The organism is Flavobacterium sp. (assembly GCF_044339515.1).
GTDB lineage: Bacteria > Bacteroidota > Bacteroidia > Flavobacteriales > Flavobacteriaceae > Flavobacterium.
Genome location: NZ_JBIIVK010000018.1, coordinates 1 through 14,858 on the forward strand (window position 1 = coordinate 1; position 14,858 = coordinate 14,858).

Genomic DNA, 14,858 nt, shown 5'->3' on the forward strand with positions numbered 1-14,858 from the left:
CGAAAGTGAGTATAATGCGTGATACCGAAGTATTTTCTTTTTGTAAATTTTCTTACGAATTTTAATAATGTTGCAATTTTAAAATAAAAAACGACATCAAACAATACCCATTTATAGTGATTTTTTTGTCCTCACTAGATTTGGTGATATTTTGTTGAGGGTTTTTAGATTTTTGGTAAACATTTGTATTATGCATGGAGTTGTTTTGATAAAAATTTGCAATAATAAATGATGAAAACTATTTTAGCTATACAAATGTTATAAACAGTATGTATAAAGTTATAAGCGGTATTATTCGTTTATTTAGTTTTAAATATTATTTTAATTTAGTATATTCATAATCTAAAACTAACTCGACAAGCGTAGCAAAAATTTCAATTATAAATAAATGCGTCAACTATTGACGCATTTTTTTCACTCTTAAAAATTTGCTACAAAAAGTGTAGCGTAATGATTTTTTTTGCAAATTTGCTACAAACTTACTTTTAAAATGGAAAGGCAACTAACCATCAGAGAACAACTGGGTTTAAAGCAAGAAGAATTGGCACTATTGCTACAAGTTACCCGGAGTCAACTCTCGTTGTATGAAATTGGTAAACGTAAACTACCCACTCATGCCACTGAAAAATTGGCTACACTCTTATCTTTTGCAAAAAGCGAATCTGAAACAGAAAATCTTGAAGCTAAAAACGAGCCAACAGAGCGAGGTCTTTTGCATCGTCTTTTAGTAAAAAACCAACACCAGCAACTATTGGTTGATAAGAAACTACAAGCCATGCAAAAAAAAGAATATGCTGCTAAGGCGTCTAATAAAATTGTAAACCACTTGAAAGAACAAGCCAAATCAAAAAAAGAAATTAAATTATACGAGTCGCTTGCCTACAAAAAGCAAAATGAAAAAAATGCAGAGGGTTTAGTTCTACTTCAAATTAAAAAAGAAGTGCTGGCTTTTGAAGAAAAATTGCTCAAAAAAAGTTTAGAAATAGCGGTGAAAACGTAATCCATTTTGTGTTTAGTATATTTTTAAAATAAGATTAACGCTACACGTTAATGTTTTTATAAACTTCTGATTTATAATATTTTAAGGTATAATGCTTGCGTTTATGTAAGTATAATTTTAAAACTTTTAATTATGTACTCAGTAAGTAATTTAACAACAGTTGCCGATTGCGATGTGTTGTTGGGCATGGCCCAAAAGGAAAAATCTGATTTAAACTTTAAAAAGTTATCAGAAGAACGACTTGTGACCAACTACAGCAATACCGCTGTAGAGATTGATGCCATCCTGCAAGGTGTAAATGCAGAAATAGCTGCCGTTGACACGGTTCTTGCGATTTTGCCGGAAGGTCCTACCAAAGAGGCCGAAGAAAAACGCAAAGTACGGTTAGAATACCGCAAATTCTTGTTGGAAAACCGCAAAGAAAGTTACGGAGCAGTAGCTCTGCTTGAAAAAGAATTAGACCTTGAACGCGTAAACAAACAACTTGCCGAAGTTGATGTGTTTATTGCGGAAGTTACCGCCCATCGGGATACGTTGTAAAAGTAATTGTAATGTAATGACCGCCTTGATGGGCGGTTTTTTTTATACTTCCTTCTCCATATTAATCATGTGAGCCATATTCTTAATCACATTATCATGTTTTTTAACAAACGGATTGGTATCGTCCCAAACATATCCCGCCAAAACTGCACAAATTTTTCTTTTTACATCCGGGTTTTCCGGTTGGTGAAAGAACAAAGTTTGTAAATTTCCGGTGTACCATTCTTTTACATAAGTGGTAAACACACCAATTCCACTTTTCATATAACCGGTGAATTCAGTTTCCCAATCTACGGTTGCTCCTTTCAATTCTTTGTGAATTAATTTGGCTGCCAGAATTCCAGATTCGGTTGCAAAAGCAACGCCGGAAGAAAAAACCGGATCTAAAAATTCTGAACTGTTGCCGGTTAATGCAAAACCATCTCCGTACATTTTTTTTACCGAACGGGAATAATTTTCCAATTTCACCGGCTCAAAAAGAAAATCGACATTACCAAAACGCTTGATGTAATAATCAGACAATTGAATGGCATTACGCAATGCATCTGCATTACTTTTATCGGAGAGGGAATTGATGAAAGTGGTTGGACCAACTACACCAAGACTCGTATTTCCATTCGAAAACGGAATTACCCACAACCACACTTCGGTTTCTAAAATATCAAAAGAAATCAAAGTGCCTTCTTCACCTTCCGGACGATTTACATCTTTCACATGGGTGAAAATAGAAGAATGAGGATCTAATTTTGATGGAGTATCCAAGTCTAACAATCGAGGCAAAACCCTTCCGTAACCACTGGAATCAATAATGAATTTTGCTTTTATTTCTTTTAAATTTCCGTCTTTATCTTTAATCACGGTAGTTGAATTTTTTCCTTCAAAAGACACAGAAATTACTTCACTTTCAAACTCTAAATCAACCCCTTTTTTGATGACTTCTTGAGCCAATGTGTTGTCAAAATCGGCTCTCGGCACTTGCCATGTCCAATCCCAACCTTCGGAGTACTTATCACTAAAATCAAACACACAAATTTCTTCACCACGAATAAATCGAGCTCCTAATTTCTTCTCAAAATTCATGGCATCGAGTGCAGGAAACAATCCAACTTCAGCAAAATGATCCATCACTCTGGGAATCAAACTCTCTCCGACAACTAATCGCGGAAATTTTGTCTTTTCAACAACTTTTACCGAAACACCATTATTATATAGATAAGATGCTGAAACACATCCCGATGGTCCGGCACCAATCACCAAAACATCTACTGATTCTGTTGTCATTATTTCTTTTTTTTGTATTTTAGAATATAGTATCTTTGCCGTTCAAATGTAATTACATTCCCATTAAATTAAAAATAAATTCTTAAAAAATTTATAAATTAAAATAACTATAATGAGCGTTATTGGAGAATATTTAGACTTGGAACAATTTGTGTCCATCGTTTTTAAAAATGATAAAGCGGAGATAAGTGAAAAAGTTTTAGAAAGAGTAAAAGAAAGTTATAGTTTTTTAAAAGAGTTTGCCCAAAACAAAGTAATTTATGGCGTTAATACCGGATTTGGTCCAATGGCTCAATACCGAATTAAAAAAGAAGACCAAATTCAGTTGCAATACAATTTGATTAGAAGTCATTCTTCGGGAACCGGTAAGCCATTAAATCCTTATTTTGTAAAATCAGCCATTTTAGCAAGATTAAATACGCTTTCATTAGGAAATTCAGGGGTACATCCTTCTGTTATTCATTTAATGAAAGAATTCATCAACCGCGATATTACACCTTTAATTTTTGAACATGGCGGAGTAGGTGCCAGCGGAGATTTAGTTCAATTAGCTCATTTAGCATTGGTTTTAATTGGAGAAGGAGAAGTGTTTTATAAGGGCGAACGAAGGTCAACCCAAGAGGTTTTTAAAATAGAAAATCTTCAACCCATTCAAGTTGAAATTCGTGAAGGTTTAGCCTTGATGAACGGTACTTCGGTGATGACAGGAATTGGCGTTGTAAATGTTTTTCACGCTCAAAAATTAATCGATTGGGCTGTGAAATGTTCCTGTGCCATTAATGAAATTGTTTCTGCATATGACGACCATTTGTCTGCTGAATTAAATGAAACAAAACTTCATTTTGGACAACAGGAAATCGCTAAAATAATGCGAACAAATTTAAATGACAGTCAACTCATTCGAAAAAGAGAAGATCATCTGTATTCCGGCGAAAATACGGAGGATGTTTTTAAAGAAAAAGTGCAAGAATATTATTCGTTACGCTGTGTGCCACAAATTTTAGGTCCGGTGTTAGATACAGTGAAATCGGTTGCTTCTGTGTTGGAAAAAGAAATAAATTCAGCCAACGACAATCCGATTGTTGATGTAAAAAACAAACACGTTTATCATGGTGGGAATTTCCATGGCGATTATATTTCACTTGAAATGGACAAGCTAAAGTTAGTAATCACAAAATTAACGATGCTGTCTGAAAGACAATTAAATTATCTTTTAAATTCAAAATTGAACGAAATCTTGCCTCCTTTTGTTAATTTAGGTACTTTAGGGTTTAATTTTGGTATGCAAGGAGTTCAATTTACAGCCACATCAACAACGGCTGAAAACCAGATGTTGTCTAATCCAATGTATGTGCACAGTATTCCAAACAATAATGATAATCAAGATATTGTGAGTATGGGAACCAATGCGGCGGTAATTACCGGTAAAGTAATTGAAAATGCTTTTGAAGTGTTGGCGATTGAAACGATAACGATTGTTCAGGCGATAGATGCTTTGGGTTATGATGGAAAAGTTTCATCGGTTACCAAAAAATTATATGACGATGTGCGTGCAATCGTTCCAAAATTTAAGGAAGATCAAGTGATGTATCCCTATGTTCAAAAGGTGAAAGAACACTTGATGTCAATATAAATTAGTACTAACCATAACAATTATAAACATGAAAAAGCTTACTCTTTTAATGGTGTTGTTTGTACAGTTCATTTCAGCACAAGAGCTTGCACTTGTAAAGCAAGGTGACAAATTCGGCTACATTACCAAAGCCGGAGAATATGCAATTTTGCCCAAATTTAAAGATGCCAAAAATTTTTCAGAAGGTATGGCGGCCGCTTTAGATAATGGAAACTGGGGGTTTATTAATTCAAAAGGAGACTGGGCTATTCCGGCTACTTTTACTAAAGTGAAATATTTTAACAGTGGCATTTGTTTGGTTGAAAAAGAAAAAAGATGGTTTTATATCGACAAAACAGGGAAAGAACTTCAAATGCCTGCTTCCGAAAAATTGTATGATTTTGAAAATGGAGTGGCTTTCATTCGTCAAGGGGACAAAGTTGGTTTGATTAATCCAAAAGGCGAAGTAGTTTTACAACCAAAATACCAAGTTATTAAAGGATTTGAAGGTAATTATGCCCGGGTAAAAAACAACGACAAATGGGGAATTATTGATAAGTCCGGAAAAGAAGTGGTCAATACTGAATATGATGAAATAGGTAATTATTATAAAAGTACCACTTGGGCCAGAAAAGGAGAAGCATTTGGTTTAGTAAAAGCAAATGTTTTTAAACAAGTGGAAGGTGCCGATAAAATATGGGATTTTCATTCAGAAGATTTGACTTATGCCCGGAAAAATAAAAAAATTGGTTTTATCGATATGAATGGCAATTGGGTTATCGAACCAAAGTTTGATAAAGTAAGGGCTTTTTCAAAATCATTGGCCCCGGCTTTTGATGGAAAAAAATGGGGTTTTATCAACACAAAAGGCGAGTATGTTGTTCAGCCCATGTATGATGATGTAGAGATTTTTTCTGCAGATGGATTGGCTCCTGTGAAATCAAATGATTGGGGATTTATCGATGTAAACGGGAAATTAGTCATTCCTACAAATTATCAAATCACTGCCGTTGGATTCGGTGTTTTTAGAGACGAAGACAAAGGATTTGTAAATGGTTTAGCCAGAGTAAAAGCTAATAAAAAATGGTGTTTTCTAAAACCGGATGGAACAATCCTTGGTAATCAATATTTTGATAACGCCGAACTTTTTCAAAAATAAAATAAGAATAAAATTTATAACGATACTATGAAGTGTGCATTAGTAACCGGTGGTTCAAGAGGAATTGGAAGTGCTATTTGTCAAAAATTAGCAGAAGAAAGTAGTTACCACATCCTCATCAATTACCAAAGCAATAAAGAAGCTGCCGAAAAAACGCTTCAAGAAGTTATTAGTAAAGGAGCAACAGGAGAAATTATTCAATTTAATGTTTCCAATGCAGAGGAAGTAACAATTGCTTTGTCAGCTTGGCAAGAAAAAAACCCGGAGGCTGTTGTTGAAGTTATCGTAAACAATGCCGGCATCACCAAAGATGGTCTTTTTATGTGGATGACACACGACGATTGGAGCAATGTGGTAAACACCAGTTTGAATGGGTTTTTTAACGTCACCAATTTTTTCATACAAAAAATGCTTCGCAATAAATATGGTCGGATTGTAAATATGGCTTCGGTTTCCGGTGTAAAAGGAACAGCCGGACAAACCAATTATTCTGCGGCAAAAGGTGCAATTGTGGCTGCCACCAAAGCATTGGCTCAAGAAGTAGCCAAGCGAAACATTACCGTGAATGCTGTGGCTCCGGGATTTATTCGTACTGATATGACCAGTTCACTTGATGAAAGTGAATTAGTAAAACTAGTTCCGGCAAACCGATTTGGTGAAGCCGAAGAGGTGGCGGATTTGGTAAGTTTTTTGGTTTCAAAAAAGGCAGGATATATTACAGGAGAAGTGATTAATATTAACGGAGGAATATATTCTTAAAAAATAGGAATACGCATGGATAAAAGAGTAGTTATTACCGGAATGGGAATTTATTCCTGCATTGGAACTTCATTAGACGAAGTGAAACAATCACTCTACGAAGGTAAATCAGGAATAGTTTATGACCAAGAAAGGAAAGATTTCGGATTTCGTTCTGCCTTAACCGGAAAAGTGCCAAGACCCGATTTGAAAGCATTACTCAGCCGCAGACAGCGAATCAGTATTGGCGAAGAAACGGAATATGCCTACATGGCTACCATCGAAGCCTTGCGAAATGCTAACATTGATGACAGCTTTTTTGACACAAACGAAGTTGGAATTCTTTATGGAAACGATAGTGTTTCAATGGCAATCATTGAGGCCACCGATATTATTCGTGAAAAGAAAGATACTACATTAATAGGCTCAGGTGCTATTTTTAAGTCGATGAATTCTACCGTAACCATGAATTTATCTACTATTTTCAGATTGCGAGGAATTAATTTAACGGTTAGTGCTGCTTGTGCAAGTGGTTCACATTCAATTGGTTTAGGGTATCATCTGATAAAAAGTGGTTTGCAAGACATCATTATTTGTGGTGGTGCACAGGAAATTAATAAATATGCCATGTCTAGTTTTGACGGATTAGGTGTTTTTTCTCTTGATGAAGCAAATCCGAGCAAAGCTTCACGACCATTTGATGCTAAACGAGATGGTTTAGTGCCTAGCGGTGGTGGTGCAACGTTAATATTGGAAAGTTATGAATCTGCAGTAAAAAGAGGAGCACCAATAATAGCCGAAGTAATTGGTTATGGATTTTCATCCAACGGAGGTCATATTTCCACACCAAACGTAGATGGCCCTTCCACAGCTATGAAGCGTGCGATGGCTCAGGCAAATGTTACTCCAGATCAAATTGATTATATCAATGCACACGCTACTTCAACACCCGTTGGTGATGGTAATGAAGCCAAAGCAATTTATGAAATTTTTGGAGAAAATAATACGCCTGTAAGCTCTACTAAATCAATGACTGGACACGAATGCTGGATGGCTGGAGCCAGTGAAGTAATTTATTCTATCCTCATGATGCAACATTCTTTTATTGCTCCAAATATCAATTTTGAAAATCCCGATGAAGATTCTGCTAAATTAAATATTGTTAAAAGTACAATAAATACAAAAATTAATATATTTTTGTCTAATTCCTTTGGTTTCGGAGGAACAAATTCAGCACTTGTAGTTAAAAAAGTATAATTTTAAAAAATGAATAAAGCAGATATTATTGAAACTATTAATGGTTTCTTAGTAGAGGAGTTTGAGGTGGATGGAGATACAATTTCTCCCGAAGCTAATTTAAAAGACACACTTGGATTAGATAGTTTGGATTATGTTGATTTGGTTGTAACAATAGAAGCTAACTTTGGTGTGAAACTAGGGGAAGCAGATTTTGTTGGGATTGCCACTTTTCAAAACTTTTATGATTTAATTGAAAATAAGATTAAAGTAAAAGAAAACGCTTAACCGCCATGAGCAAGTGGGACGGAAAATCAAGAGGAACACTACTGGGTTATAAAATTTTTGTTTTTTGTATAAAGAAGTTAGGAATTAAAGCATCCTATTTTGTGCTTTATTTCGTAGCTTCTTACTATTTTTTATTTCTAAAGAAAAGCAATCAGGCCATTGGCTATTACTTTAAAAGCAGATTAGGTTATTCAAATCTTAAAACAAGAGCAGCTGTTTTTAAAAGTTATTTCACCTTCGGGCAAACCATTATTGATAAAACAGCCATTTCTTTCGGACTTAGAAATCGATTTACGTATGAATTTGATGGTATAGATGTACTCAAGAACCTTTTAGCTCAAAAAAAAGGCGGTGTGCTTATTAGTGCTCACATTGGAAATTTTGAAATTGCAGAACATTTTTTTGCGGATATCGACTTGGAGTGTCAAATTAACTTAGTTACCACTGACTTAGAACATACCGTTATCAAAGATTATTTAGAGAGTATAGCCCAAAAATCTTCTATAAAATTTATTTTTGTTAAAGAGGATATGTCGCATATCTTTGATATTAATAATGCATTAGCCAACAATGAGTTGATTTGTTTCACAGGAGATCGTTATTTTCAGGGGACCAAATGCTTGACAGAAGAAATTCTGGGGAAAGAGGCAAATTTTCCGGCAGGACCATTTTTAATTGCATCCAGATTGAAAGTGCCGGTAGTTTTTGTTTATGTCATGAAAGAAAATAACCTGCATTATCACCTTTATGCCAGAGAAGCACACACAAAATACCGTGATGAAAAAGGGCTGTTAAAGGCCTATATAGAAAGTGTAGAATCAATGCTAAAAAAATACCCATTGCAATGGTTCAATTATTTTGATTTTTGGGACGATATAAAAACTAACTAAATAATGATAGCTAATCAAATTCTAGTTAGCTAACCAACAAAATAAACTATGGAGGAATTTGACTCAATCATTATAGGATCAGGGGCAGGCGGTTTAACCACAGCACTTTGTTTGGCAAGAGCCGGACAAAAGGTTTTGGTTTTAGAACAACATGATGTTCCGGGTGGATGGTGCCATAGTTTTACCTTAAATGGACAGCGTTTTAGTCCAGGAGTTCATTACATCGGATTGCTAGCAGAAGATCAATCTACTAATCAGCTCTATAAAAGTTTAGGCATTGCCAATGATCTGATTTTTTTTAGGATGAACAAAAATGGGTATGATCATTGTCAAATAGGCGATTATCAATTTGATTATCCGGCCGGAATTGAAAATTTAAAAAACAAACTGGCTACTGAATTTCCGCACGAAGCTAAAAACATCAGAGAATATCTTTCTTTAATTGAAAAAGTAAATTACGAACTTCAATTAATCCCAAAATTAAAAGGACTTTGGCAAAAAATCACAGTTCCTTTTCGCACGAAACATTTTGGAAAATTTGCTTTATTTTCTTTAAAACGAGTGATTGGTTGGCACATCAAAGATCCTCTTGTCAAAGCAATTTTAAATGCTCAATGTGGTGATCACGGACTTCCACCCAATCGAGCAAGTTTTCCGGTTCATTGTTCTGTAATGAATCATTATTTTGAAGGAGGCTATTACCCAATGGGCGGCGGCGGTGGAATAGTTAAAGCAATGACCACCAAAATTAAAAGTTTTGGAGGCGTGGTCAGAACACAACAAAAAGTGAATAAAATTTTACTGTCAGATAAAAAAGCAATTGGCGTTCAAATGCATGACGGAAAACAACTATTTGCAAAAAACATCATTTCAAATGCAGATCCATCTACAACGTTTCTAAAGCTTATCGGCGGAGAGAATTGCAGTAAAAAATTACTCAAAAGACTCGATAAAACGAGGTATTCCGTTACTTCTTTAATTTTATTTTTAACGGTTGATTTGGATGTAACTCAATTCGGTATTGATTCCGGAAATATTTGGAAATTCAAAGATGATAATATAGACGGACATTTTGATGAGCTTACAAAAGGCAATATTACAGAGGGTAATGAGTTTCCGGCTCTGTTCATGAGTTGCACCACACTCAAAGATCCGGTAAGTTTTAATGGAAGATATCATAATTTTGAAATTGTGACGTATGTTGATTTTGATAGTTTCAAGCAATTTAATCAGGATGAATATCATACACCGGAATACGAATTATTTAAGAACAAAATCATAGAAAAATTACTGAATACGGTTGAAAAATTAATTCCAACTGTTAGAGAACATATTGTGCAAGCTGAATTGGGAACACCCAAAACAAACCAATTTTACATCAACAGCACCAGAGGTAATGTATACGGAACTGAAAAAACACTTCGACAAATTGGTCCTTTTGCCTATAAAAACCAAACAGAGTTTGATAGTCTTTATTTATGTGGGGCTAGCACACTATCACACGGCGTAACAGGAGCCAGTTATTCCGGCTTGGAAGCGGCTGCCAAAATATTAAATTGCAAATCAACCGATTTTCTCATAGAAGATGAATCGCAAAAAATAACGATTTTTGATGCCGATGATTCTTCTACTTGGAATGAGTATGTTTTGGCAAAACGCGAAGATAAAATCAGAACTTTTAAAGAAGTAAAAATTTAATTTTATTGATTTAATTTTTTTAATATCTTTAAAAACCAACGAAAGGAACTATGAAGTAATGAAAAATGTTATTGTAATCTATTACACACAATCCGGACAATTAGAAAAAATTGCTCAAAATATAGCCAAACCACTCTTGAATGACGAAGAGATTTCGGTTACTTTTTATAACATTGAAATGGAAAAACCTTTTCCTTTTCCTTGGACTAAAGCTGACTTTTTTGATGCTTTTCCGGAATCATTTTTGCAAATTCCGGCACCTATTCATAACCCTTCACAAGACATTTTAAATAAAAAATATGATTTGGTTATTTTGGCCTACCAAGTTTGGTATTTAACGCCTTCTATTCCAATTAATTCATTTTTAAAAAGCGACTTGGGTCAGCAAATTATTAAAAATACACCTGTTGTAACCGTGATTGGAGCAAGGAACATGTGGATAATGGCTCAGGAAAAAATGAAAAATTCTCTAGTAGCAGCTAATGCTAAATTAGTTGGAAACATTGCTTTAGTTGACAGACATATCAATCATATCAGCGTGATTACAATCGTGCACTGGATGTTTACCGGAAAACAAACCAACTATTTAGGATTTTTTCCAAAGCCGGGAGTTGCCGATGAAGAGATTTTAAATTCATCTAAATTTGGAGAAATTATCTTAAAACATTTAAAAACAAATCAATTCGATTCTCTTCAAAAAGAACTTGTAGCCAAAGATGCAGTTGAAATTAGATCGTTTTTAATTGAAATGGATAAAAAAGCCAACAAAATGTTTGCTAAATGGGCTAATTTTATCATTAAAAAATCAAATTCTAGACCAACTTGGTTAAAATTCTTTAACCTATATTTGTTCGTAGCAATATGGATTATTTCCCCAATTGTCTATATATTGCACCTTTTTTCAATTCCTTTTAAAACTAACCAAATTAAGAAAGAAAAAACTTACTTTAAAGGAGTTTGATCTGACAACTGAATACATATGTTTGACGTTTACATAACAAAATCCGGAAAATTTTTACCTAACAAAGCTGTTTCCAATGACGAAATGGAATCTTTTTTGGGTTTAATTAATAATTCCGCTTCAAAAGCAAGAAAAATAATTCTTCGTAAAAACGGTATTGTTTCCAGATATTATGCTTTAGATGAGAATAGTATTCCTACCCATACCAATGCAGAGTTAACGAATTTAGCCATTGAAACCTTATATGATGAATCATTTAAGTCAACAGATGTTGAAGTGCTTTCTTGTGGTACATCTACTCCGGATAACTTGTTGCCATCCCATGCGGCAATGGTACACGGTTTGATGAAAAATAAATCGTTAGAATTAAATTCATCTTCAGGTGTTTGCAATGCCGGAATGAATTCATTAAAATTTGGTTACCTATCTGTTAAATCAGGAAATTCTAAAAATGCAATTTGCACAGGTTCGGAAAGAGTTTCAACTTGGTTGCTTGCAGATAAATATGAAGCAGAAATTGTGCATGAACATAGCATTGAAGAGCATCCTATTTTAGCTTTCAAAAAAGATTTTCTTCGTTGGATGTTGTCCGACGGTGCCGCAGCATTTTTATTAGAAAACAAACCAAAAGGAGAAAATCCATTAAAAATTGAATGGATGGAAGCCTTTTCTTATGCTCATGAACTAGAAGCTTGTATGTACGCCGGTGGCGATAAATTAGAAAATGGCGAAATCAGACCTTGGAGCGACTTTCATTCCAACGAATGGTTAGAACAATCGATTTTTGCCATCAAACAGGATGTGAAATTATTAGACAAGTATATTTTAGAAAAAGGAGCAGAGAGTATGAAAGCTGCTTTGGACAAAAATAATATTAATCCAAATGATATAACCTATTTTCTCCCACATGTTTCTTCGCATTATTTTGTAGATAAATTGGCAAAATCATTAGCTGAAAGAGGAATTGTAATTCCGATGGAAAAATGGTTTATGAATTTAAAAGATGTTGGAAATGTTGGTTCTGCATCCATCTATCTTATGGTAGAAGAAATTATGAATTCCGGAAAATTGAAAAAAGGAGATAAATTATTGCTTTCAGTACCAGAAAGTGGTCGTTTTTCGTATGCTTATGCTTATTTAACAGTTTGCTAAATGGAAAATGTGCTCTTACCTATTTTAGATAAAAACTTTGTGGAAAATTTAATTCCGCAAAAATTTCCTTTCGTAATGGTAGATAAACTGATTGATTTTAAAGAAAATGAAATTGTGGTGGGTTTGACTGTCCCTGAAAACAACATCTTCGTGAAAGATTCAGTTTTTCAAGAAGCTGGATTAATTGAACATATGGCTCAATCAGTAGCTTTATACACAGGTTATCAATTTTATTTGAAACAACAGCCTGCTCCGGTGGGTTATATTGGTTCTATAAAAAGCATTGAAATCAATCAATTACCACAATTAAATGACGAAATCGAAACAATGGTATCGGTTCTTCATGAATTTATGGGGGTTACTTTGGTTGATATTTCGTCCAAATTAAATGGTGTTGAAATTGCCAAAGGACAAATGAAAACAGTTTTAGCAAATTAAATCATGCAACCGCAGGAAAATTTAATCGAAATACAAAATTATTTGCCTCATCGTCAACCAATGTTGATGGTAGATCATATAGTGGAGTTCGATGAAAATGAAGTTGTTACTGTATTTACTATTGAAAAAAATAACTTGTTTGTTGAAAATTCATTTTTTTCAGAAATCGGATTAATTGAAAATGCCGCTCAAACTTGTTCTTCAATAGTTGCCAAGTCTTATTTTATTGATGACGAACACAATGAAAAGGAAGGTGTAAAAGTAGTTGGATTTATTAGCGGCATAAAAAAATTACAAGTTCATTCGCTACCAAAACAAGGAGATACAATCCAAACAAAAGCGGCCTTAATTTCCAGATTTGATGCCGATGAATACAAAATATGTAGTATGAAATGCACTACGTATTTTGAAAGTGAATTACTTTTTGAAGCCGAGTTGAACCTTTTTATCCAGAAAACGAATTAATGAAAAAGGAAGAAGTACCTCAGGATAAGGGCAATTTGTCCAAAAATAACATCAAAGAGTTGTGTTATGCAACCGATGAAAATGGCAACTATACTACAGCATTAAGTACGGGTTGGGAACCAAAAACCATCGCTTTGCAAAATTCTATTGAAGATATTAATGAACGAATTGAAAACGCAAGTGCTGATGTAAAGAACGGTAAAGTAAGTCCAATTGTTTACTTCATGGAAGTACATAAAATGGATTGGGTTGTCTTATCCTCTTATGTTGGAATGTGGATTTGGCGAGTAAAAAGGCACCGAAAACCATCTGTTTTTAAACGATTAAGCAATAAAGTCTTATCTAAATATGCTGAAGCTTTTGAGATTTCAATCGAAGAGCTAAAAAATTTTAAGGGAGAATAATGGAAACAAATTTTATCCATCATCAATCCGCTCACTGCGAAAATGGTGTTGCTTCCAATCTCTTGAAGCATCGTGGAATCAACATTAGCGAACCAATGGTTTTTGGTATTGGTTCAGGAATCTTGTTTTTCTACCTTCCACTTTTAAAAGTGAATCATGCTCCGGCAATCAGTTACCGACCGATGCCCGGTTTTATTTTTAACAGAGCCGCAAAAAGACTCGGAATAAAAGTAAAACGTATCAAATTTTCAAATGAAAAAAGTGCTCAAATTGCATTAGAAGAAAACTTGAAAAATAATATTCCTACCGGACTTCAAGTTGGGGTTTACCATTTAACTTATTTTCCGGACGAATATCGTTTTCATTTTAATGCTCATAATTTAGTGGTTTACGGCAAAAAAGACAATCACTTTTTAATTAGTGATCCTGTCATGGAGACCGTAACCACATTAACAGAAGCAGAACTCGAGAAAGTACGTTTTGCAAAAGGTGCGTTAGCTCCAAAAGGGCAAATGTATTTCCCGATTCATATACCTACCGACATTGATTGGGAAGGAGCCATCAAAAAAGGAATCAAAAACACATGTCGTGAGATGCTCGCACCGGTTCCAATTGTGGGCGTAAAGGGAATTAGAACAGTAGCTAAAAATATTCCGAAATGGGCAAATAAAAAAGGAAATAAAATTGCTAACCATTACCTTGCACAAATGGTTCGGATGCAAGAAGAAATTGGTACTGGTGGAGGAGGTTTCCGTTTTATATATGCTGCTTTTTTACAAGAAGCGGCTCCAATTCTGAAGAATGAACAATTATATGAACTCTCCAAAGAAATGACCCGAATTGGCGATTTATGGAGAGATTTTGCCGTTAACGCTTCCCGAGTTTATAAAAACAGAAGTAGCCAGACTGATGTTTACAACAGTCTTTCGAAAGAACTACTGCATATTGCCGATTTAGAAGAGAATTTCTTTAAAATGCTAAAAAAAGCAATATAAG

At 34.4% G+C, this 14,858-nt stretch carries 16 protein-coding genes; 15 read left to right on the forward strand and 1 reads right to left on the reverse strand.

Going from position 1 to position 14,858, the window contains the following annotated elements; translation table 11 throughout:
• The first annotated feature begins 490 nt into the window (after positions 1 to 490).
• A complete protein-coding gene (locus ACIQ0M_RS06660; protein WP_396150990.1) occupies positions 491 to 1,000 on the forward strand; it encodes a helix-turn-helix domain-containing protein in 510 nt (169 codons plus the stop codon).
• 132 nt (positions 1,001 to 1,132) lie between these two features.
• Complete coding sequence (locus ACIQ0M_RS06665) at positions 1,133 to 1,540, forward strand: hypothetical protein (protein ID WP_026711064.1); 408 nt, start codon at positions 1,133 to 1,135, stop codon at positions 1,538 to 1,540.
• 42 nt (positions 1,541 to 1,582) lie between these two features.
• On the opposite strand, the gene ACIQ0M_RS06670 is transcribed toward ACIQ0M_RS06665, so the two are convergent.
• Positions 1,583 to 2,821 carry an NAD(P)/FAD-dependent oxidoreductase gene (locus tag ACIQ0M_RS06670; protein WP_396150992.1) on the reverse strand — a complete coding sequence of 413 codons (1,239 nt, stop codon included), beginning with the start codon at positions 2,819 to 2,821 and terminating at the stop codon, positions 1,583 to 1,585.
• A gap of 112 nt (positions 2,822 to 2,933) precedes the next feature.
• Here ACIQ0M_RS06670 and hutH point away from each other — a divergent pair, with 112 nt between their 5' ends.
• The 13 genes from hutH to ACIQ0M_RS06735 are packed head-to-tail and all read left to right on the forward strand — an operon-like array spanning position 2,934 to position 14,857.
• A complete protein-coding gene (gene hutH / locus ACIQ0M_RS06675) occupies positions 2,934 to 4,454 on the forward strand; it encodes a histidine ammonia-lyase (protein ID WP_396150994.1) in 1,521 nt (506 codons plus the stop codon).
• Between the two features lie 28 nt (positions 4,455 to 4,482).
• A complete protein-coding gene (locus tag ACIQ0M_RS06680) occupies positions 4,483 to 5,592 on the forward strand; it encodes a WG repeat-containing protein (RefSeq protein WP_396150996.1) in 1,110 nt (369 codons plus the stop codon).
• Between the two features lie 27 nt (positions 5,593 to 5,619).
• Positions 5,620 to 6,351, forward strand: a complete 732-nt coding sequence (gene fabG, locus ACIQ0M_RS06685; protein ID WP_396150998.1) for a 3-oxoacyl-ACP reductase FabG — start codon at positions 5,620 to 5,622, stop codon at positions 6,349 to 6,351.
• Positions 6,352 to 6,366: 15 nt separating this feature from the next.
• Entirely contained in the window at positions 6,367 to 7,587 is a 1,221-nt protein-coding gene (locus ACIQ0M_RS06690; RefSeq protein WP_396151000.1) for a beta-ketoacyl-[acyl-carrier-protein] synthase family protein, read from the forward strand.
• 9 nt (positions 7,588 to 7,596) lie between these two features.
• Positions 7,597 to 7,854 carry an acyl carrier protein gene (locus ACIQ0M_RS06695; protein WP_396151002.1) on the forward strand — a complete coding sequence of 86 codons (258 nt, stop codon included), beginning with the start codon at positions 7,597 to 7,599 and terminating at the stop codon, positions 7,852 to 7,854.
• Positions 7,855 to 7,859: 5 nt separating this feature from the next.
• Positions 7,860 to 8,744, forward strand: a complete 885-nt coding sequence (locus tag ACIQ0M_RS06700) for a lipid A biosynthesis acyltransferase (RefSeq protein ID WP_396151004.1) — start codon at positions 7,860 to 7,862, stop codon at positions 8,742 to 8,744.
• A gap of 48 nt (positions 8,745 to 8,792) precedes the next feature.
• Complete coding sequence (locus ACIQ0M_RS06705; protein ID WP_396151006.1) at positions 8,793 to 10,442, forward strand: phytoene desaturase family protein; 1,650 nt, start codon at positions 8,793 to 8,795, stop codon at positions 10,440 to 10,442.
• A gap of 58 nt (positions 10,443 to 10,500) precedes the next feature.
• A complete protein-coding gene (locus ACIQ0M_RS06710) occupies positions 10,501 to 11,403 on the forward strand; it encodes a dialkylrecorsinol condensing enzyme DarA (protein ID WP_396151008.1) in 903 nt (300 codons plus the stop codon).
• 18 nt (positions 11,404 to 11,421) lie between these two features.
• On the forward strand, positions 11,422 to 12,555 hold the full coding sequence (locus tag ACIQ0M_RS06715; RefSeq protein ID WP_396151010.1) for a beta-ketoacyl-ACP synthase III: 1,134 nt from the start codon (positions 11,422 to 11,424) through the stop codon (positions 12,553 to 12,555).
• Positions 12,556 to 12,993, forward strand: coding sequence for a hypothetical protein (locus ACIQ0M_RS06720; protein WP_396151012.1), 438 nt, complete (start codon positions 12,556 to 12,558; stop codon positions 12,991 to 12,993).
• Positions 12,994 to 12,996: 3 nt separating this feature from the next.
• Complete coding sequence (locus ACIQ0M_RS06725; RefSeq protein WP_396151014.1) at positions 12,997 to 13,458, forward strand: ABC transporter permease; 462 nt, start codon at positions 12,997 to 12,999, stop codon at positions 13,456 to 13,458.
• A complete protein-coding gene (locus tag ACIQ0M_RS06730) occupies positions 13,458 to 13,862 on the forward strand; it encodes a hypothetical protein (protein ID WP_396151016.1) in 405 nt (134 codons plus the stop codon). Before ACIQ0M_RS06725 ends, ACIQ0M_RS06730 begins: the two co-directional genes overlap by 1 nt.
• Positions 13,862 to 14,857 (forward strand): BtrH N-terminal domain-containing protein, encoded by a 996-nt coding sequence (locus ACIQ0M_RS06735; RefSeq protein ID WP_396151018.1) that lies wholly within the window; start codon positions 13,862 to 13,864, stop codon positions 14,855 to 14,857. Before ACIQ0M_RS06730 ends, ACIQ0M_RS06735 begins: the two co-directional genes overlap by 1 nt.
• Position 14,858: the final 1 nt, after the last annotated feature.